Origin of the sequence: Aneurinibacillus danicus (assembly GCF_007991215.1) — a bacterium.
In the GTDB taxonomy this organism is placed as follows: domain Bacteria; phylum Bacillota; class Bacilli; order Aneurinibacillales; family Aneurinibacillaceae; genus Aneurinibacillus; species Aneurinibacillus danicus.
Map to the genome: position 1 here is coordinate 1 of NZ_BJXX01000166.1, position 20,426 is coordinate 20,426.

Consider the following 20,426-nt stretch of genomic DNA (forward strand, 5'->3'; position numbering starts at 1 on the left):
CATGCCGAATTGGACAGAGCGGGAGTCCAGCGTTGAGGCGAAATCAACGCCATTGGCACCTTAATCATCCTACACGAAGACATAATTATATTGTTTTCTCTAATTTAACGGTGACTGTGGTAGTTGACTTCTCCTCGTGTTAATATGTAATGTAAGCATAGTCGAAATAGTGTGAATTTTATGAGGGGGGATTACATAAATGTCAATTGTTCCTGTGTCAGTCTACCAACAATTAGGGAAAAATGATATTCCTCTTCTAAGGAAAAAGCAATTTGAAAAGTGGGAACAATTCTTTTTCAACCCATTTCAAGTTGAGCAACAACCTGTAGAATTACCTGAAGTGCATGATGTAATTTTACAATCCTGGAACCGGTGTAAGGAATACGAAGATTTAAATCCAATGATTCAGGGCTCGGTTAAAAATATCCCGGATGCAACACTGAAAGAAGCAAGGGAAAAAAACGAAGTTTTTCATTTAGCCCAACCAGTACTTAAGCAGGCGGAGCAAGAGCTTTTTTGTACTAACCATGCAATCATGTTTTGTGACAGTGATGGTGTTATTTTAGATTGCTATGGGGACCCGCCTATCATTCGTCAAATTGGAAACTCAGTGAATGCAAGTACAGGAGCCCATTGGTCAGAGCGTTGGGCCGGAACCAATGCGATTGGTACTTCTATCCTTTTAAAACAACCCGTTCAAATTTTTTCTTCCGAACATTTTGCTCATGGTTGCCATGAATGGGTGTGTGCATCTGCTCCTATTTTGGAACCGTTTACAAACGAGCTTTTGGGAGTGATAAACCTTTCTACAAGAGCCGATAGGTTTAATCCCCTCAGTATGATGAAATCTATCAGTTTCGCGAATCAGATAGAAAGGATGATCTTTCATAATTATTACAAAGCGCGCGAAATGATGCAAAACATCTATACTGAAGCGATTAGTAAATGGAAGGATCATCTTATTATCCTATGTGACGCGAAGGGGAAAATTTTATGGTTCAACAGTGATTCTCCGGTCGATGAGATTACATCGTTAATGTCACTTACAGTGGAAACCAATCAACAATCGACGAAAAAGGAATGGGAAGACGAAGTAACGCTTTATGGCAATCGATATCAGGCAAGATACAGGAAAATCTTTTGGTACGATAGATTGATCGGTCTCATTGCTATCCTGGAGAAAAAAAATAGAATAAGTCATTCTAGTACTAGTCACAGTCACTATGCAAAATACTCTTTTCAAAGCTTAGTTGGTAAATCGGAAGCATTTAAGAAAGTTCTTCATTTAGCTCGAGTTGCTGCCTCATGTGATTCCAACGTTTTGATTACGGGGGATAGTGGGACAGGGAAAGAGTTAGTTGCCAACGCGATTCATCAGGCTAGCGACAGATCCGATTATCCGTTTGTAGCTCTGAATTGTGCTGCGATTCCAAAAGACTTGCTGCCTAGTGAGCTGTTTGGTTATGTCGCTGGCGCCTTTACGGGCGCCAATCCGAAAGGAAGCATAGGAAAGTTTGAATTAGCCAACAGGGGAACCCTTTTCCTGGATGAAATAGGGGATATGCCGCTGGAGTTACAGGTTCAACTGCTTCGGGTGATTCAGGAACAAGAAGTCATACGTATCGGTGATAAAACACGTATTCCTTTAGATGTTAGAGTCATTGCGGCAACGAATAAAAATTTTGCGGAAGAAATTCAAAATGGAAAATTTCGTAAAGATCTATATTACCGGCTCAATGTAATTCAGATTGAGTTACCTTCTTTACGCGATCGTTCAGAAGATATCCCTTTACTGGCCGAGCATTTTGTTCAAAAGCGAACGGTTAAGAAACACCACGGTCCGTATCATATAACAGCCGAAGCCATGAAAATTTTAAAAAATTATACTTGGCCCGGGAATATTCGTGAGTTGGAGAACGTAATAGAATATGCAATTAATTTTTCTGCCAACGGTACAATCACACCTGAAAATCTTCCGAAGGAAATTCATCAACAGCAGACTCTAACCAATTTTTCAAAGAAAATTAATCCAGTAGAGCAGGCAGAGTTAGAATGGATTTTATCCGCGTTGAAACGTTCACAGATGAATGTCTCAAGGGCAGCTGAGGAATTAAACATGAGCCGCAGTACGATTTACAGAAAATTAAAAAATCATGGGTATGATATAAAAAACTTAAAATAACCGGCACTTAATTCACCGTATTATTAAAAAATTAAAATTATGTAAAGCAGGAGGTATATATACTATGGCTACAGGATTACGAGTGACAGTGGTGGATTGCGGACCTTTGAATCTTGACAAAGGAATACTAATGACAGGGGCAAGCGGAAAAGTAGAGGTACCATCAAGTGTTTGGATTATAGAACATCCAAAAAAAGGAGTCATCCTGTTTGATACAGGGGTTAACTATAATGTTGCGGATCCTGAGGCGGCGGAAAAATATTGGGGCCCGGGAATGCGTGATGCGTTTGGATGTAACCTGACACGCGATCAAGCAATTGACCGTCAGTTAGTTAAACTGGGGTATAAGTTGGATGATGTAAAATATGTCGTCTTATCGCATTTGCACTTAGATCATGCGGGTGGAATGTGCCATTTCCCTAATGCCACCTTTGTCGTGCAAAAGAACGAACTTCGTTATGCATGGTGGCCCGATGCATGGCCAGGTCTAGTTTATTGTTTGAATGATTATAAGGATACGAGAGGATATAACTTTTTACAACTTAATGGCGATGTGGATTTATTTCAAGACGGATCCATTCAACTCATCACGACTCCGGGACATACGCCCGGGCACCAAGCCATGATCGTTAGATTGGAGAACCGGGGTCCTATATGTTTGGGTGCGGATACGTCTCATCTTAAAGAAGCGTATCAGAATATGGCCCCTATGCCGTATGATTGGAACACGGAAGTTCTATCTGATTCTTATACGAAACTTCGTGTCCTTGAAAATTCAGGTATACCCATTTATTTCTCACATGACCCTAAAGATTTTGCAGAATTCCCAAGTAACGGTGAATGGGCTGATTAAATAAACAGGAGGAAGAAGAGCATTCTCTCTTCTTCCTCCTTACACTTGTCATTATCGACAGTACGGCATTGTGAAATTGCTGGATTGCAGGCGCAAAGCAGGCCCGTTACCGAAAGGGGGGAATAGAGGATGGAATCTAATGCAGAAAAAAATAGATATATTGCAGGAAAAGTAATACATGGTGAAGGGCGAGGCAAAAAAATCGGCTTTCCAACAGCGAATATTGATTTTACTGACTGGCACTACCAGACAGGAGTATACGGTGTGCGAGTGTATGTAAATGATGCCTGCCATTATGGGGTTATGAATATTGGAGTAAAACCAACGTTTCATAAAAATGCTTCAAAAAATGTTGAAATTCATATTATTAAATTTAACGAAAATATTTATGGAAAACAAATAGAAGTAGAAGTTATTTTTAAAGTAAGAGATGAACAAAAATTCAATTCTGTGCATGAACTTATACGTCAAATAAAAAAAGATATAGCTTTTACCAAGCATAAATTTCACCAAATGGGGATGAATAGAAAGGAGCTATCTTAAAATGATCTTTGAATTACGCAAATATACCGCTATGCCCGGTAAAATGCCCGATTTATTAAAGAGATTTGAAAATCACACTTTAAGGTTATTTAAAAAACATGACATGAGCATTGTAGGTTTCTGGTGTGCGGAAATCGATGATAACAGTGCCGATGAAATATTTTATCTATTAACGTTTAAAGATAGAAACCATTTAGAAACAAGTTGGAACCAGTTTTTTACTGACGAAGAATGGATAAAGGTTAAAAAAGAAAGCGAAAAAAACGGACCATTGGTAGCTGGCGTTAAAAGTACGATTCTAAGAACGCCTGCATTTTTCCGTGAAGGTCATGAGGAAAGAAGGAGAGAGTAGAGGAAAAAAATTCAGGAAAGAAAAAGGCGAACGCCTCTTTCCACATTGAACTCCTCTCCTCATTCTTTCCTCTCTTTTCCTTCATACTTCAAAAGTCAGCCGCCCTTCTCCGCATTTTGATGTCGGGGTTGCGGCAGAAACGCTATGGTCGTTTTCTAAGAATGCTGTAGATCTCAATCTGTGAAAATACATTTACAGAACTAATTTACTACCCTGATATAGATAACTAATTTTGTTAAAGGGGTTAGGAAATATGGTATTACAAACTCAAACATTTAATTCTTGTCTTCCTACTAATATAAGATTTGGTCTTGACATTGTTAAAAATGAGCTGGCTTCGGAAATAATAAAGCTAGCAAACAAGAAAAAAGTATTTATCGCGACAGATCAGGGGCTTGTAAAGACCTCGGCTATTTCTGTTCCTTTCTATTTCAATTGCTCTTTGCCCCTGGCTTTTCAGCACAAAAACTGGTTTCGTTTCCTTGCCTCCGAAAAGGGAGACGACCTTTCTGATAAAGATGCCGTCTATTGTTTTTTGAACAACCCTCGCTATGCATGGCGTCGGTTTTTACTCCTGCTGAGTGCCAAGTACCACAACCCGTGGAAGCTTTGAATGGTCGAGTTCGAGCACACCATCGAAAAAAGCAAAGTTAACTTTGACGGATGGAAAGTTGGCATGGTAAAATTATTCATATAATTAAAAATCTTTTTATTATTAAATTATTAAGCTAGAGAATATGAATCGTAAGAGAGGAAAAACGGTAACGTACTAAAAAGACGTGCTTTTTTATCTCTTCGGTTATCAAAAAAGGAGGGAATTATCACTGTGAAAATTGGGGAAGGGGCGGTCGTGGAGGCATCTATCGATCAGTTGCTGATAGAGAAAATTTCCGATCCGCAAACGATCGAGCAACTGGTTCGCCTGCTCGATAAATTGGAGCATGTAACGTTTCTGTTGGACATGGTAGAACATTTTATGCGTCGCGGGCCTGAAATAGCTGATTCGATCAACGAGCTCATCGTTATTTTACGACAAAGTTTGTCCAAGCCCGAATACGCAATGCGCTTTGAGCGTGCCCTTACCGCTGTCCAACAAATGCAGGAATTTCTCGATTCCCCTCAAGTCCAGGAACTGTTCAAATCCGATGTTCTCGACGTGCGCTCGGTGCAAATGGTTGGAAAAGTGTCGCGTTCGATGCTCCAGGCTACTACAGAAACGGCCCAGACGGGGACGAAACGCATCGGGCTTCTTGGGCTTATGCGGGCACTGAGCGATCCAGAGGTGCAGCCGGCGCTCAATTTTGTTCTTAATTTCGCGCGACATTTATCGAAGGAACTCGGCGATGCATGAATTGTCCATTGCCCACAGCTTGGTTGAATTAGCCGTCGAAGCAGCGGAAAATACGGGGATGAAACGGGTGCAGGCCCTTTATTTAAAACTCGGTGTCTTGTCGGGTGTGGTAAAAGAATCTTTGGAATTTTCCTTCGATGTGGTCATCGAAGGGACACCTCTTGAAGGGGCGAGGCTCGTGATTGAGGACGTTCCTGTACAAGTATTCTGTTCTGATTGCCAGGAAGCGCATATTTTGCCTGAACCGTTTCCTATGCGGTGTCCTGTGTGCGGGACGAGAACAGGCCAGGTGTTGGAGGGACGCGAGTTGGAATTGTATGCCCTGGAAGGAGGTGAGGAAAATGCAGGAGATGACATTAAATCCCCGGATCGTTGAAATCCGTCAGAACATTCTTAAGAAAAATGATCTTCTCGCTAGAGAATTACGAAAGCGTTTTCAAGAAGCCGGTGTCTACGTTGTCAACCTGGTCTCGAGTCCAGGAGCAGGAAAAACGACGCTGCTTACGGAAATGTTAACCAGACTTGGGGAACGGCATAGTGTGGCAGCGCTGGTCGGTGATTTAGCCACAGAAAACGACGCGGAACGCCTGCGTGAAAGTGGAGCGAAAGTGCGTCAAATTACTACGGGTACAGTTTGTCATCTTGAGGCAAACATGATTGAAAAAACTCTGGCAGAATGGGATCTGGCAAGTATCGATTTTCTCTTTATCGAAAATGTTGGCAATCTCGTATGCCCTTCGAGTTACGACCTGGGAGAAAACCAGCGTGTTGTTCTCTTTTCTGTGACAGAAGGCGAAGACAAGCCAGTGAAGTATCCGACCATTGTTAACAGCGCCGATGTGGCAGTTATTACGAAAATCGACCTGGCTGAAGCGGTGGGATTTCAACGGGAACGCTTCTATGAAGCGCTGAACGAGGTAAGACCAGGTATTCCTATTTATGAAGTTTCTGTGCGAACAGAAGAAGGGATCGACGAGTGGATAACCCGTTTGGAGGCTGACAAAGCAGCGTTTAAAAAATCGGTCGATTCCCTGTAATCGAGCGTCAAATCGCTACGACGATTTGCTAAAAAACTCGCTCTTTGGAGGTGGGAGAAGTGGCGAATCTTCTTTGGGTGCACGGCGGTGCGTGCAATGGAAACACCCAATCGTTTTTAAATGCTGAAGAGCCGACAGTGATTGATTTGGTCACTGATTTCGGCATTAACATTCTGTATCATCATTCTTTGTCCATGGAATTCGGCGATCAAGTGCGCCGTTTGTACGATCAAATCCTGAGTGACGAAATCCCTCTGGACATCCTTGTCGTGGAAGGGACGGTTATTCAGGGGCCGAATGGAACCGGACACTACGACATGCTCATGGATCGTCCGAAAAAAGATTGGATTTTGGAATTCTCCCATAAAGCCCAGTACGTTGTCGCTATCGGCGACTGTGCATGCTGGGGAGGGATTCCGGCGACGAAGCCGAATCCGTCTGAATCGATTGGTCTTCAATACTTGAAAGGGGAACGGGGCGGATTTCTCGGAGCCGAGTTCCGTTCGAAAGCAGGACTGCCTGTTATTAATATTCCCGGTTGCCCGGCTCATCCTGACTGGGTGACACAAATTCTCGTTGCTATCGCTACCGGTCGCGCGGAAGATGTCCTTTTAGATGATTTACAGCGGCCGCAAACATTCTTTAAGACGTTCACTCAAACCGGCTGTACACGTGTGCAATATTTTGAGTGGAAAGAATCTGTGGAAGAGTTCGGACAGGGCACCCGGAAAGGCTGTTTGTTCTATGAACAAGGTTGCCGCGGCCCGATGACCCATTCACCATGCAACCGTATTCTCTGGAACCGTCAATCTTCAAAAACCCGGGCAGGGATGCCCTGTATCGGTTGTACGGAGCCTCAGTTCCCGTTCTTCGACCTGGCACCCGGTACGGTGTTCAAGACACAAAAAATTCTCGGCTCGATTCCGAGGGAAGTGCCACAAGGCAGCGATCCGTTAAGCTATTCCGTTAATGCGGCAATGGCCCGGGCGGTGGCACCAAAGTGGGCGAAAGAAGATATGTTTGTGCCATAAGCATAAATGATTAAAAATGCTCTGCCCTACATGTCTCTTTTTAGGGAAAACCATTTTTAAAGGTGGGGTGCAACAGTATGAGTAAGCAAGGAACAAAAACAATAATAAAAAGCAATAAAACGGAAATCAAAGTCCACTCGCTAGGGCGTGTAGAAGGCGATTTGGATGTTAAAGTGACGATTGAAAATGGGGTTGTTGTTGATGCCTGGACGGAAGCCACGATGTTCCGCGGCTTCGAGATGATTTTAAAGGGAAAAGATCCGCAGGCCGGTCTGATTGTTACCCCCCGGATTTGCGGCATTTGCGGCGGCAGCCATTTAACCAAGGCGGTCTATGCATTGGATACGGCCTGGAACACCCAGGTACCGCCTAACGCTACGCTTATTCGTAACATTGCCCAGGCAGCTGAGACGATCCAGAGCATTCCTCGCTGGTTTTATGCCCTGTTCGCTATCGGGCTTACTCATAAGAACTATGCTTCCTCCAAATTGTATGAGGAAGTAGTTCGTCGGTGGGCGCCATTTGAAGGCGAACATTATGAGATTGGCGTTACCGTTTCGGCCAAACCGGTGGAAATTTATGCGATTTTCGGTGGTCAGTGGCCTCATTCGAGTTTCATGATTCCCGGGGGCGTAATGAGTGCACCGACGCTGTCCGATATTACCCGCTCTATCTCGATTCTGGAATATTATCGCGATAGCTGGTTGGAGAAAATCCTCCTCGGTTCGTCCGTTGAACGGTGGCTCGAAAACAAAACATGGTCGGACGTCCTTGCATGGCTTGATGAAAAACCGGAACACCGTGATTCCGATCTCGGACTCTTCATCCGCTACAGTATGGAGATTGGCATGGACAAGTACGGTGCGGGTCCGGGAAGTTATCTTGCGACAGGAAACTTCTTCCATGAAGAGAAATATCGCTATCCTACCATTGAAGGGCGCAATGCTGCGTTGATTGCCCGCTCCGGCATATTCGACGGGAAGGAATATCACGATTTTGATCAAGCCCGCATACGCGAAGATCACACGTATTCCTTCTATCGCGGCAGCGGTTCTTACCATCCGTTTGAGGGAATAACCGAGCCTATTGATCCAATAGAAGGCCAAAAGGAAGGAAAATATACGTTTGCCAAGGCACCCCGATATGACATTCCGGGGATGGGGGAGACTCCGTTAGAGGTAGGACCGCTGGCTCGCCAGGTGATGGCCGGTCGTCCGAATGCGGAAGAGTGGCAGGATTATGATCCTCTCTTCTTAAATATTATTAATGAAATCGGTCCGAGTTCAATGGTACGGGTGCTGGCACGTTTGCACGAAGCGGCGAAGTACTATTTGCGCATGCGGAAATGGCTACAGCAGATTGATTTGAATGAGAAATTTTATATCAAGCCGAACGAATTGCCTGAGGGGCGCGGTTTCGGGGCTACGGAAGCAGCTCGCGGCGCTTTGGCCGACTGGATTGAAATTAAAGACGGAAAGATTGAAAACTATCAAGTCGTAACGCCGACGGCCTGGAACATTGGTCCGCGGGATCGTCATGGACAGCGGGGGCCGATTGAGACGGCGATGATTGGCCTGCCCGTCAAAAATCCGCAGGATCCGGTCGAACTGGCCCATATCGCACAAAGTTACGATTCTTGTCTCGTCTGTACTGTTCATGCTTACGATGCCAAGACGAACAAAGAGTTAGCCAAGTATGAGGTTATGAAGATGTAATTTACGCTGGTAGAAGGAGGAATTTGTATGACCGTCATTATTGGATGCGGCAATTTGCTCCGCAGTGACGACGGGGTGGGTCCGATGCTTATCCGTAAATTGTGGGAGCTGGGGGTTCCGTCTGGAGTCCGCCTGGCTGATGGTGGAACCGCTGGAATGGATGTGACTTTTCAAATCGGGGATGCTGAGGAACTGATTCTCGTGGACGCCTGTCAATCAGGGGCAGAGCCAGGCACGATTTTTGAACTTCCTGGAGAAGAGGTGGAAACGCCTCCTCTAAAAGATGTCAACCTCCACGATTTTCGGTGGGAAAACGCCATTGCCCTGGGCCGTTGGCTGCTCAAAAGCCGCTTTCCAAAAAAAGTGACGGTCTTCCTTATCGAAGCTGAAAACTTGTCGTACGGGTTTGGCTTGTCTTCTACGGTGGAAGAAGCTTTGGATCGTTTGGCGAATGAGTTGCTTCAACGCGTGGGAGGGAAAGTAAGTGAAGTTTGAGATTACTTCAACGGGTTATCTTCATATCCCCGCCGAAGAAGCGATGAGGTTCCGTACGGGAACCGCCATCGCTTTAATACGTGGTGAAGAACTGTGGATTATGCCGGTGAGCCATCCAGGGGCAGGAGGGTTATTGTTAAAATTACGCAATTCCCGCGGGGATCGAAGCATGTTTGTCGAAGAGTTTCTGCCTGAAGGTGTGCCACCAGGGGAGCGCAGTGCTGTATGGGATGATCAGCTCGGAGCACTTCGCATTCCCCTTTTCTGTTCAAGTACTTCGGCGCAGCTGTAATCATAATTTTTTGTCTTCTCGATGAGAAAAAGGGGGGAGAATTGTGCTGCAGACGCAACCGCTCGGTGTTTTTCCTGGAGCTGCAAGTTTTTTTCTTTTGCCGTCTGCTCCAGAAGGAAATAATTTATTGCCGCTTCTTCTCCGCGGCTATCTTCCCGACATATGGCCGGAGAGCTGGTGTTTTTTTGTTGCGGCAATTCAAGGGGAAAGCGAAGATGTGGTTTTAGACTTATTGCCGCAAGGGCCGGAAGGGATTTACAACCGATTTATTCTTGAGCCGGAAGAACACACATATGCCCGGGCCAGAGAATTGCTTGAAGGGGATATGGCCCTGCTCTTAGATGCGGTGGCATGGCGTCTTGGTTTGCGCGAAACACCCCCGCCGTATGCTGATACCGCCGGAGAAGTACGGGCGTTTCTGTTGGCCACCCAGGCGTACGAGGCGCTTCACCGGAACGATTGGCCGACCGGGCTTGCGATTCTTTTGGAGGCAGCGAAAACGGTCCGGGAGATTTCCCCTGTTTTTTCTGCCCGACTCTACGCCGAATGGGCGGCGACAAAACAGATGCTTGGCGAGCACGGGCAGGAAACAGTAGAAGGATACCGCTGTGCCCTGGCGCTTCTGGAGAGGTCTTCCTTTCAGGAAGCCCGGGCAGAGCTGTGGTTTCAATTGGGCACAGCATATCAAACCGGTTCAGAGGGACGGAAGGATTCCCTTTTGGAAGCGGTCAGGTGCTATCATGAAGTGTTGAAAGTGTATCGTAAAGACACTCATCCCGATGGTTATGCGATGGTTCATATGAATTTAGCACTGGCGTATATTGCCATGCCGTCTTTGGATCGCGGCGCCCATTTGCGCGCTGCGACGGCCATTCAATCACTGCGGGAGGCTCTGCATATTTTTAAAAAAGACACGCATGTCGAGTATTGGACGAGTGCTACAATTAATCTTGCCAATGCCTTACAGCATGTGAAAACGTCCCATCCGGAAGAAAACCTCTGGGAGGCTGTAGCACTTTATGAAGACGCGCTGAGTGTACGACGCCCTGAGGATGATCCGATGGGTTATGCCCGCGTCCTCGCGAATCAGGGAAATGCTCTCGCCCATCTCGGTGCATTTTCCCGGGCGGTACCTCGGTTAGAAGAGGCGAGCCGATTGTTTCGTACATACGGGGAACATGATGCGGCCGATTCTGTCGAGGACATATTGGCTGAAATTTCGATAAAACAGAAGGAAGCGGCATCAAATAAGAATATTTGAGACGGAAAGCACAGAAGGTGCAACCGATGGAGGGGAGGATATCATGGATCCCCATGAACAGCAGTATTTTAATCTTTTGTTAATGATGGCCGTTGAGCGCTTTAGTGAGCGCATCATCCAACGCAACCAAGGGACACAAAACGCGTTGCATCAGCTTCGCACGAATCCCCGGGGAGAAGGTGTGTGGTTGAATGAATTTGTGGATGCATTTTTTCGGGATGCTCTCCTTGATAACGCTGCCGGTTCGTGCTTTATTCTACAGGCTCTGGCTAATCAGCGTATAAACGACTCTTTCCGTATTTTTGAACCCGTTACCGTTGGGGAGGTGCTGCAGGAGATGGCGAAGCAAAGCTTCGCCACTTTGTTACAGAATAAAACGGAAGAAGCGCTTGAGCAGACCCTGGCTTTTGGAGGTGATTGATGATGAAAGTCATGCAGGAGGATTTCAATGCGTTGGCGGAACGCGTAGATCGGGAGCTGTCCTCGATTAAAGAGCTGCCGGAGGATGCACGCAGGAAGGCAATGGAGTTGAAAAAGGCCATCGAAGCGTTTCATGAACACGGTCTCAGAAAGCTCGTCCGTACGTTCCGTGAAACGGACGCAGGGAAAGAATTGTTGCTTAAGGCGGTGGAAGACCCTGCCGTCTACGCCATGCTCTTCATGCATGGGATCATTAAACAGGATCTGTTTACCCGTGTGGCTGCGGTACTCGAAGAAGTGCGCCCGTACATGCGCTCTCACGGCGGTGATGTGGAACTGGTAAAAGTCGAAGGAAAGACTGTGTATGTCCGCCTTCAGGGTGCCTGTTCCGGGTGTTCTATGTCCGCTGTGACGTTGAAAAACGGGGTTGAGGAAGCGATCAAAGCGCGTGTCCCGGAAATCGAATATGTCATCATGGCGGGAGATGAAGTTGCTTCCGGCTACCTGCCCATTCATGCGATCGACGATGCGGGAAGCCTCGAACAAAGCGGCTGGCAGCAGGGTCCTTCCATCTCGGAACTCGAAGAAGGACGACCGGTTCACTTTGCCCACGAGGAGGGGGATGTTTTGTTGGTGCGTATAGAGGGAAAAGTGATGGCTTTTCGCAATCAGTGTCCCCATATGAGCATGCCTCTCGACAGAGGACTCGTCGACGGTTCTGCTATTACTTGTCCGTGGCACGGTTTCCGTTTCGACTTATCAACCGGAGAGTGCATCACGGCGCCTCACGTGCAGCTCGAACCGTTTCCGGTACGCGTAGAGGACCAGCGGGTATGGATACGATTAAGCTGATCGCTTATCCTCTTGATTTACACAAACTTTTAATCACAACATAAGGAGGAACGCGTCCATGTGCTTGGCTATTCCAGGACAAATTGTGGAGCTTCTCGACGGTGATCACCATTACGCTATGGTTGACGTTTCCGGCGTGCGCCGGAAAATCAACATTGGCCTGCTGAAAAATGAAGGAACCCGGCTTGGCGATTGGGTGCTCCTCCATGTCGGATTTGCCATGAGCAAGATTAGCGAAGAACAGGCGGTTGAGCAACTGAGATTGCTCAGCATGTTAGGTGAATCGGACGAGGCCATAGAGGAAATAATGGGGTATCAATTTGATGAAGAGAAAAAAACGTGAAGAAAATGAGCATTGGAGGTGTGATTATGGCGATGAAATACGTTGACGAGTTTCGAGATCCGGAATTAATCCGCAGGACATCGGAAGAGATCTATCGTCTCGTCGATCCTGATTGCCATTACCGCTTCATGGAAGTTTGCGGCGGGCATACGTTTTCTATCTTCCGATTCGGATTGCAGAACCTGCTGCCGGCAAACATCGAACTCGTCCATGGACCGGGATGTCCGGTTTGCGTTCTTCCCATGGGGTGTATGGACGACGGTTTATCCATTGCCCGGCAACCGGATGTGATTTTCACCGCTTTCGGTGACGTGATGCGGGTTCCCGGTTCGCAGGGAACTCCCTTAGAACTCCGGGCCAGAGGAACCGACATCCGTATGATTTACTCTCCCCTGGACGCTTTGAAGATTGCTATGGATCATCCCGAACGGCAAGTGGTGCTATTCGCCATCGGCTTTGAAACGACGGCCCCGTCGACGGCGCTGACGCTCATGCGCGCCCGCGAGCTGAACGTGCCTAATTTTTACGTGTTTTCCAATCATGTCATGATTTTGCCGGCGATTCGCACGATCCTGGATTCTCCGGATATGCGCATCGACGGGTTTATAGGGCCCGGTCATGTCTCGACGGTGATCGGCGTCCATCCTTATGAACTTGTCACGGAACATTATGGAAAACCTGTGGTGATCTCCGGTTTTGAGCCGCTCGATTTACTCCAATCGATCCTCATGCTGGTCAAACAAATGAAGGAAGGCCGTGCGCAAGTGGAAAACCAGTACAGCCGCGTAGTTCCATGGGAAGGAAACATTCCTGCGCTGGAAGTGATGAACGAAGTTTTTGAAGTCCGCCCTTTCTTCGAGTGGAGGGGACTTGGGGTTATCTCCCAATCGGCGCTGAAACTGCGGCCCGAATTCGCCCGGTGGGATGCGGAAGTCCGCTTTCAGGTGAAAGGTGTTCGCGTCACCGATTCGAAAGCGGCTCAATGTGGCGAAGTATTAAAAGGGGTGCTTAAACCGCATCAATGCAAATGGTTTGGTAAAGAATGCACACCTGAACATCCTATAGGTGCCCTCATGGTGTCATCGGAAGGGGCGTGCGCCGCATATTACCATCACGTCCACCTGCGTCAGGCAATCGGCGAATAGATCCGGGAGGAAAAAATATATGAAGACTACCAAGATGCGTTTTACTGATGCCCATATTGAGCTGGCCCATGGAGCCGGTGGGAAAGCCAGCCGACGACTCATCGAGGGGCTATTGGTTCCTTACTTGATGAACGACACGTTGCCGGAGTTAAACGATGCGGCATACATCGATGCCGATGGACGTCGTTTGGCCATTACGGCAGACAGCTATGTTGTCAAGCCGCTCGTCTTTCCAGGCGGGTCTATCGGCGAACTTGCCATAAACGGGACGGTTAACGATTTGGCCATGGGCGGGGCAAAGCCATTGGCGCTGGTGACCACGTTCATATTAGAAGCGGGCCTTTCGACATCTGAACTGGAACGGGAAGTGGCGGCCATGGCCAAGGCGGCACAGCGTGCCGGGGTGTCCGTGGTGGGGGGCGATACGAAGGTGGTGGAACACGGTAAAGCAGACGGGCTGTTCATCACCACTGCAGGTATTGGTCTTACTGATCCACGCGTGCTCCTTTCGGCCGAACGCGTTCGACCCGGCGATCAGGTAATTCTTTCCGGTCCGATCGGAGATCACGGGATTACCGTCCTCCTGGCCAGGGGGGAATTGGATTTGGAAGCCGAGCTCACCTCAGATACGCGCCCGCTATGGCCATTCGTTGCTACTATCATCGACGCTGCGGCGCCAGGGCTGCGCTGGTTACGCGACCCGACGCGGGGCGGCGTGGCTACGGCGTTAAACGAATTGGCAAGAGACGCCAAAGTCGCCGTAGTGCTGGACGAGGAGGCGATTCCGGTACGTCCGGCGGTGCGGGGGACTTGTGAAATTTTAGGCCTGGATCCTCTTCACATTGCCAACGAAGGGCAGTTTCTCGCCATCGTTTCCCCGAAATACGCCGATATGGCGTTAGAAGCGATCCGGGGCATACCGGGCGGAGAGGATGCGCGGCGCATCGGCGAAATTCAAGAAGATCCGAAAAAAGTCGTCCTGGCGCGTTCCCGCTACGGAGGTACGCGGGTCATTGATATGCTTGTAGGCGATCCGCTGCCGCGTATTTGTTAAATGGTCGCTCCGGCTGCCCTGCGCGCATCGGGGAAGCGCGGGCGTCTGTTCCATCATCCGTAAAGACGGGAGGTGCTGAAACGAACCATGCGTACACTTTATGGAACGAAAGGATGCCCTTACACGAAGGAGATGCGGGAATCTTTATTATGGGATGGAGAAGAGTTTACCGAATATGATGTGGAAGAAGACGAAGAAGCGTTAAAACGGCTCATCGCTTTGACGGGCGGGCGCACTGTCCCTGTCCTGGTTGAAGACGACCGCGTCGTTCAGATCGGGTTTTGCGGCCGCGGATGCATTGTCGCGCTGCCTTCTTCCATGGAAGATACGTCTTTGTAAAAAGGTAGGTGGTTCATCATGCATATCGCACAGCTCATTCGCGTTCACGGTGTCGTTCAGGGGATTGGTTTTCGCCCCTTTATCTTTCGGGTGGCTAAACAATGGAAACTGAGCGGCTGGGTGTGCAACGGGGAAAGCGGCGTGGAGATACATGTGGAAGGGGATGCCGACGCCATTCAGGCGTTTATCGAGGAAATCACGACACATCCTCCTGCGCTGGCCCGGGTGACCGATCTGGAAATCGAAGATGCGGCCGTGCAGGGGCTTCATGATTTTCGAATCCGTGAAAGCAAGCGCAACGATCGGCCGACGGTGTACATCCCTGCCGATCTGGCCGTGTGTTCGGCTTGTTTAACCGAACTGTTTCATCCTGCAAACCGCCGCTATCTGTACCCTTACATCAATTGCACGGAGTGCGGCCCCCGCTATACCGTGATACAACGCCTGCCGTATGACCGTCCCTATACGACGATGAAAGCATGGCCCATGTGCCCGGCCTGTTCTGCAGAGTATTATGAGCCGACCGATCGCAGGTTCCACGCGCAGCCGACTGCCTGCCCGGAGTGCGGGCCTTATTATCACATGCGGTGGCAAGGCGAAGAGATGAATGGAGATAGCAAAGTCATCGAAAAGACCGCCCGGCTTCTTCGTGCAGGGCGGATCGTGGCGATCAAAGGGCTTGGCGGATATCATCTGGCGTGCGATGCGGAAAACGCTCAGGCGGTGTGGACACTCAGAGATCGGAAGCGTCGCAGGGCGAAACCGTTTGCCCTGATGGTCAAAGACGTGGAGACGGCGCGGACGCTTATTAAGCTATCACCGGAAGAAGAGGCGCTTCTTACGTCTGCGGCTCGTCCTATTGTGCTCGCCCGCTCACACCGCTCGCTTCCGGGCGTGGCGCCTGATAACACCGATTTGGGCGTGATGCTTCCGTATACGCCGCTCCATCATTTGCTGTTTCATTTCGGCGCGCCGCCTGTGCTTGTAATGACGAGCGCCAATCGTTCGGGCGAACCCATCATCTATAAAGATGAAGACGCTGTGGAAGGGCTTGAAGGACTTGTCGACGCCTGGCTTATCGGTGAGCGGCCCATCGCCCGCCGCGTCGACGATTCGGTCGTCCGCGTGAGCGAATTTGGGTCCACTGTACTCCGCCGGGCGAGGGGGTACGCCCCGCTTCCTGTCACTCAATTGCCCGGCGCTCGGCCCATTCTCGCTGTTGGATCTGACCTGAAAAATACCGTCACGTTAGTCGTTAAGGGTCAGGCGATCGTGAGCCAGCATGTGGGAGATTTGACGCAGTACGAGGCGTATACGGCATTTGAGCAGACCATCTACGATCTTTTGTCGATGTATGACGTCCCGCTGGCAGACACGATCGTGGCGCATGATCTCCATCCCGATCATCGTTCCGCCCAGTTTGCGCGCGGGCTGGAGAACTGCGAGCGCGTTGGCATTCAGCATCACCGCGCCCATGTGGCATCTGTGCTGGCGGAACGAAATGCTCTGGACAAACGGGTGATCGGAGTGGCATTTGATGGGACGGGCTTTGGCGATGATGGGGCCATCTGGGGCGGCGAGCTGTTTGTCGGAAGCGTCGCAGAAGGATTGGAACGGCGTGGGCACCTTCGTTATGCCGTGCTTCCGGGCGGTGATGCGGCGGCACGTATACCGCTTCAGGCGCTGGCCGGTTTCTTTGTAGACGTGCCGGAATTGGCGGCGGACGTCGGCAGGCGGCTTGCGTTTCCCGAACGGTTTTTCACGGCGTTAAAGCTGGTGGAAAAACAAATTCGCACCTTCCCCACAACATCCGTCGGCCGGCTGTTCGATGCGGCGGCCGCTCTTTTGGGCTTCACCGAGGCCATTTCGTTTGAAGGTCAGGCAGCCATCTGGCTCGAACATCTGGCTCGGACTGCTCCTTTGGAGAAGGTGTATCCTTTCCCGTGGGATGAAAAGGAGCTTGACTATCGTCCCCTCTTACAGGCGCTGGCGGAAGATCGTTTGAATGGGCGGGACGCGGCGGTGATTGCCCGTTCGTTTCACAGGAGCATCGCTGAAGGCGTATTTCGAAGCACCCTCGCTTTAGGAGAAGCCCACGGGATCGACACGGTTGTATTGTCCGGCGGTGTATTTCAAAATTCCCTTTTGCTAGCCGATCTGAAGGAGTTGTTCACTGAAAGGGCCATGCATGTATGGATAGGTGAGAGGGTCCCCCCGAACGATGGTGGCATCAGCCTCGGACAGGCGGCGCTGGTGGCGGCGACGTATTATGCGGACCAATTCGGTCCATGATACTCGAGTCTGATAGACGATTGTTGCCCCCTATTGCCTCTATGTTTCTGTTGCGTAGATATTGAATCATCAGGCGGTCCTTTAGCAAGCAAGGACTGCCTTCTATATTATATAAATCATCCTTGATATTTCGACATGCGTTCGTGGAAGGAGGATAGAGAAGTTGGAAAGAAAGAGAATTTTAGCAATATTATTGAAATAAACTCTTTATACTTTCCCTTTATGTGGCTGGATCGAAAGAGGCCCAAACTCATCGATGCAGATCACCCGCCCTTCTTTTGGTGGTTTGTTATAGAGTTGCTGGATTCGTTTTTTTTAGCCGCAAAATCCGGGTCGTTCGATTCTTTCCAGGTTTTTGTGTGCGGATAGGTAATGTTGGCTTCCTCTAAAATCACACGAATGGTTTCGACGCTAATGGATTTGACCAGCTTCTTTTGTTCCGCCACTTCTTTGATTTTTGCAAGCGACCAGGAGGTAAACGGTAAGCCCAATACCTTAGGTGGAATCTGAGCCAGTTCTACGATATCTGCCCGCTGTTCTTCCGTAAAGGTGCGAGGTCTTCCGCCACCAAAGTTTGGCTTCAAGGACGCCATTCCTTCCTCGTTGAACCGGCGAATGATTTTTCGGATATGTTCTTTTGATATATGGTAAAGTCTTGAGATTTCGGGAACCTTCATTTTTTGCGCAGAAGAATCATTATCCACTCACCACTGCAGTTGATACCAAAATGATAAAAAGCACTTGTTACCGAAATGGAGGTAATCGGTGCTTTTTATTTTGATCGTGGCGAAAGCCGGATGCGCCTTGCCGCGGGTACATTTGAATTCATGCTGGAAAAAGCCCATGACTCCGAGCGGATTCTGTGCTAACATGGTTTAAAATAGGTTGAGATGGGATGTAGCACGATGAATTCACCGCATGCGGTTACCATGTAAACCTCTCTTTTTGTTTGTTTCTGGCACAACTTTCTTACATTTAGTTGTTGACGAAGACTAATTTTTCTGATAATATTCGTGTGAGAAATTAAAACCAATTATTTAAATGTGATATATCAGAATAATGTACTGCCGATTGGACGACCAAAGGTGCCTGTGTTTACTCACAAGGCGCCTTTTATCTTTTAAGGGAGGTGAGAACCTGCATCGATTTTTGTAGCTGTTAGGAAAGGTTATATCAGAATAATGTACTGCCGATTGGACGACCAAAGGTGCCTGTGTTTGCTCACAAGGCGCCTTTTATCTTTTGAGGGGGGTGAGAACCTGCATCGATTCTTGTAGCTGTTAGGAAAGGTAGCCATCTTAATGTTCGATAGTGACCACGACGATTGCGAAAGAGTTTCTGCCTGAAAAATGAACCAATTAGGAAAGGGGAATACGTTATGTTAAAAGACATTTACAAAAATCCAGTATTGCTCACGGACAGTTATAATCCGTCCCACCACCGGCTCAAAAAAAATGGAGATTGGGAAATTAGCCATATGTACAACCGTAAATCCGGTATGATCTTGTACGGGCTTCGGGAAATCGTCAATTCGATTTTATCCATTCAAATTACGGAGGAGCATGTCGAAGAAGCGGAACGGAACGCCAAGAGGATGGGAATGGTCTTCCCAACCACACTCTTTATGCGTGTCGTAGAAGAGTGCAATGGATATGCGCCTATCTCTATTGAAACACTGCCGGAGGGTACCTGGTGCCCGGTTGGCACGCCATTCGCTCAAATTCGTAACACCATAGAGGGTTTCGGTGAACTCGTAACGTGGTGGGAAGCCAACTACCTGCATGGATACTTTCCAAGCAACTGCGCAACGGAAGCGTTTCACATACGCAAATACCTGGAGCAGAAAAAAGTTCTCTATGGTTTTGATGATTCATTTTTCTGGCGGGTTCATAGCTATGGATTCCGGGCACATCGAAGCCTGGAGGATGCGTATTGGGCTGGTACGGCATGGAACCTTTCGCTGCACGAAACCGATGACTTCCACACGAGCCAGCACACACCGTATGCAGTGATTGGAGGCGTATCGGCGCAGTCCCACAAAGTTACCCAGCAGTTCGATAACGAGTATGACAGTTTTATTCATGCTATCGATGTCACCTATGAAGACGGTTTGAAAGTTGTGGCACTGTTGATCGACACATACGATGCAAACCGTGTCATTCATGAGTATCTTCCATCCTTAGGACGTTATGCCAAAGACAGAGGTGTTAAGATTGCCATGCGGCCGGATAGTGGAGATGTCATTGAGCAGGCAATCAACATCTACGAGGTAGCCAAGGCGAATGATCTTCTTGATACGGTCAGCGCCTTTATCGGGGAAGGAATGAGCTTTGAGGTGATGAAGCGTTATGACGCAATTCTTGAGGCCCACGGCATCCCTCTTAATTTCGTTGCCTATGGGATTGGCTCCGGATTCTACCAGCACATGAACCGGGACACTCTCGGCTGGGCGATGAAAACCGCCTACAGCAACGGTAAGGACCGCATGAAATTCGGGATGGTGCCACTCAAACGAAGCATTCCGGGCGAAGTGAAAGTGGTAAATGTTGCAGGTGAACTGGTTGTTGAAACAGTGAATGAAAGTGGACGAGAAGGCTTGTACGAGGTCATCTATCATCACAATGGCATTGGAACTCCTACGATCCAAATTGCAGACGAGGAGCATTGGAAACAAGTCCGGGATCGGGTACAAGAGCAGGAAGCCAATCAAGAGCAAATCATCTTGTCGGATGCAATTCAGCACAAAATCGACAAGTTTGCGGACCAGTACCTTGCAAAGACTTCTTAAAGTCGATTGTGAGCTTTCAGAGTATTTTGGAAAGCAGGGCTCGAGGGACCCATTTTTCCGTGATCCTTGGGTTTCTCGGCC

The 20,426-nt window shown here is 48.5% G+C and carries 22 protein-coding genes; 21 read left to right on the forward strand and 1 reads right to left on the reverse strand.

All coding sequences use genetic code 11. The features are described from left to right. The first annotated feature begins 199 nt into the window (after nt 1-199). The 20 genes from ADA01nite_RS17430 to hypF all read left to right on the forward strand — a co-directional run bounded on the left by ADA01nite_RS17430 (nt 200) and on the right by hypF (nt 17,557). Nucleotides 200-2,182 (forward strand): sigma-54-dependent Fis family transcriptional regulator, encoded by a 1,983-nt coding sequence (locus tag ADA01nite_RS17430; RefSeq protein WP_146811625.1) that lies wholly within the window; start codon nt 200-202, stop codon nt 2,180-2,182. Between the two features lie 64 nt (nt 2,183-2,246). Next, nucleotides 2,247-3,035, forward strand: coding sequence for an N-acyl homoserine lactonase family protein (locus ADA01nite_RS17435; RefSeq protein WP_146811627.1), 789 nt, complete (start codon nt 2,247-2,249; stop codon nt 3,033-3,035). A 129-nt stretch (nt 3,036-3,164) separates the two neighbouring features. Next, on the forward strand, nt 3,165-3,578 hold the full coding sequence (locus ADA01nite_RS17440; protein ID WP_146811629.1) for a riboflavin kinase: 414 nt from the start codon (nt 3,165-3,167) through the stop codon (nt 3,576-3,578). Between the two features lies 1 nt (nt 3,579). Further along, a complete protein-coding gene (locus ADA01nite_RS17445; RefSeq protein WP_146811631.1) occupies nt 3,580-3,930 on the forward strand; it encodes an NIPSNAP family protein in 351 nt (116 codons plus the stop codon). A 253-nt stretch (nt 3,931-4,183) separates the two neighbouring features. After that, entirely contained in the window at nt 4,184-4,543 is a 360-nt protein-coding gene (locus tag ADA01nite_RS17450; RefSeq protein ID WP_146811633.1) for an iron-containing alcohol dehydrogenase, read from the forward strand. Between the two features lie 213 nt (nt 4,544-4,756). Then, nucleotides 4,757-5,281, forward strand: coding sequence for a helical membrane plugin domain-containing protein (locus ADA01nite_RS17455; protein WP_246147396.1), 525 nt, complete (start codon nt 4,757-4,759; stop codon nt 5,279-5,281). Beyond that, a complete protein-coding gene (gene hypA, locus ADA01nite_RS17460; RefSeq protein ID WP_146811635.1) occupies nt 5,274-5,657 on the forward strand; it encodes a hydrogenase maturation nickel metallochaperone HypA in 384 nt (127 codons plus the stop codon). The genes ADA01nite_RS17455 and hypA overlap by 8 nt, the downstream gene beginning before the upstream one ends. Beyond that, nucleotides 5,623-6,318, forward strand: a complete 696-nt coding sequence (hypB, locus tag ADA01nite_RS17465) for a hydrogenase nickel incorporation protein HypB (RefSeq protein ID WP_246147397.1) — start codon at nt 5,623-5,625, stop codon at nt 6,316-6,318. The genes hypA and hypB overlap by 35 nt, the downstream gene beginning before the upstream one ends. Nucleotides 6,319-6,377: 59 nt before the next feature. Then, the gene (locus ADA01nite_RS17470; protein ID WP_146811637.1) at nt 6,378-7,349 is read left to right on the forward strand and encodes an NADH-quinone oxidoreductase subunit B family protein; all 972 of its coding nucleotides are present in this window, start codon (nt 6,378-6,380) and stop codon (nt 7,347-7,349) included. Between the two features lie 77 nt (nt 7,350-7,426). After that, nucleotides 7,427-9,064 (forward strand): nickel-dependent hydrogenase large subunit, encoded by a 1,638-nt coding sequence (locus tag ADA01nite_RS17475; RefSeq protein ID WP_146811639.1) that lies wholly within the window; start codon nt 7,427-7,429, stop codon nt 9,062-9,064. Nucleotides 9,065-9,091: 27 nt separating this feature from the next. Next, nucleotides 9,092-9,559, forward strand: a complete 468-nt coding sequence (locus tag ADA01nite_RS17480) for a hydrogenase maturation protease (RefSeq protein ID WP_146811641.1) — start codon at nt 9,092-9,094, stop codon at nt 9,557-9,559. Continuing rightward, a complete protein-coding gene (locus tag ADA01nite_RS17485) occupies nt 9,549-9,851 on the forward strand; it encodes a hydrogenase maturation protease (RefSeq protein ID WP_146811643.1) in 303 nt (100 codons plus the stop codon). The genes ADA01nite_RS17480 and ADA01nite_RS17485 overlap by 11 nt, the downstream gene beginning before the upstream one ends. Before the next feature lie 43 nt (nt 9,852-9,894). Then, nucleotides 9,895-11,112, forward strand: coding sequence for a tetratricopeptide repeat protein (locus ADA01nite_RS17490; RefSeq protein ID WP_246147398.1), 1,218 nt, complete (start codon nt 9,895-9,897; stop codon nt 11,110-11,112). 43 nt (nt 11,113-11,155) lie between these two features. Then, nucleotides 11,156-11,533, forward strand: a complete 378-nt coding sequence (locus ADA01nite_RS17495) for a hypothetical protein (RefSeq protein WP_146811645.1) — start codon at nt 11,156-11,158, stop codon at nt 11,531-11,533. Then, a complete protein-coding gene (locus ADA01nite_RS17500) occupies nt 11,533-12,384 on the forward strand; it encodes a NifU family protein (RefSeq protein WP_246147399.1) in 852 nt (283 codons plus the stop codon). Before ADA01nite_RS17495 ends, ADA01nite_RS17500 begins: the two co-directional genes overlap by 1 nt. Nucleotides 12,385-12,442: 58 nt before the next feature. After that, nucleotides 12,443-12,727 (forward strand): HypC/HybG/HupF family hydrogenase formation chaperone, encoded by a 285-nt coding sequence (locus ADA01nite_RS17505; protein ID WP_146811647.1) that lies wholly within the window; start codon nt 12,443-12,445, stop codon nt 12,725-12,727. Between the two features lie 26 nt (nt 12,728-12,753). Then, nucleotides 12,754-13,872 carry a hydrogenase formation protein HypD gene (gene hypD / locus ADA01nite_RS17510; RefSeq protein ID WP_246147400.1) on the forward strand — a complete coding sequence of 373 codons (1,119 nt, stop codon included), beginning with the start codon at nt 12,754-12,756 and terminating at the stop codon, nt 13,870-13,872. 19 nt (nt 13,873-13,891) lie between these two features. After that, entirely contained in the window at nt 13,892-14,926 is a 1,035-nt protein-coding gene (gene hypE / locus ADA01nite_RS17515) for a hydrogenase expression/formation protein HypE (RefSeq protein ID WP_146811649.1), read from the forward strand. 87 nt (nt 14,927-15,013) lie between these two features. Further along, nucleotides 15,014-15,265, forward strand: a complete 252-nt coding sequence (locus tag ADA01nite_RS17520) for a glutaredoxin family protein (protein ID WP_146811651.1) — start codon at nt 15,014-15,016, stop codon at nt 15,263-15,265. A gap of 18 nt (nt 15,266-15,283) precedes the next feature. Then, on the forward strand, nt 15,284-17,557 hold the full coding sequence (gene hypF, locus ADA01nite_RS17525) for a carbamoyltransferase HypF (RefSeq protein ID WP_146811653.1): 2,274 nt from the start codon (nt 15,284-15,286) through the stop codon (nt 17,555-17,557). Between the two features lie 263 nt (nt 17,558-17,820). On the opposite strand, the gene ADA01nite_RS17530 is transcribed toward hypF, so the two are convergent. Then, entirely contained in the window at nt 17,821-18,234 is a 414-nt protein-coding gene (locus ADA01nite_RS17530) for a helix-turn-helix domain-containing protein (protein WP_246147401.1), read from the reverse strand. A gap of 701 nt (nt 18,235-18,935) precedes the next feature. Here ADA01nite_RS17530 and ADA01nite_RS17535 point away from each other — a divergent pair. Then, on the forward strand, nt 18,936-20,345 hold the full coding sequence (locus tag ADA01nite_RS17535) for a nicotinamide phosphoribosyltransferase domain-containing protein (protein WP_146811657.1): 1,410 nt from the start codon (nt 18,936-18,938) through the stop codon (nt 20,343-20,345). Nucleotides 20,346-20,426: the final 81 nt, after the last annotated feature.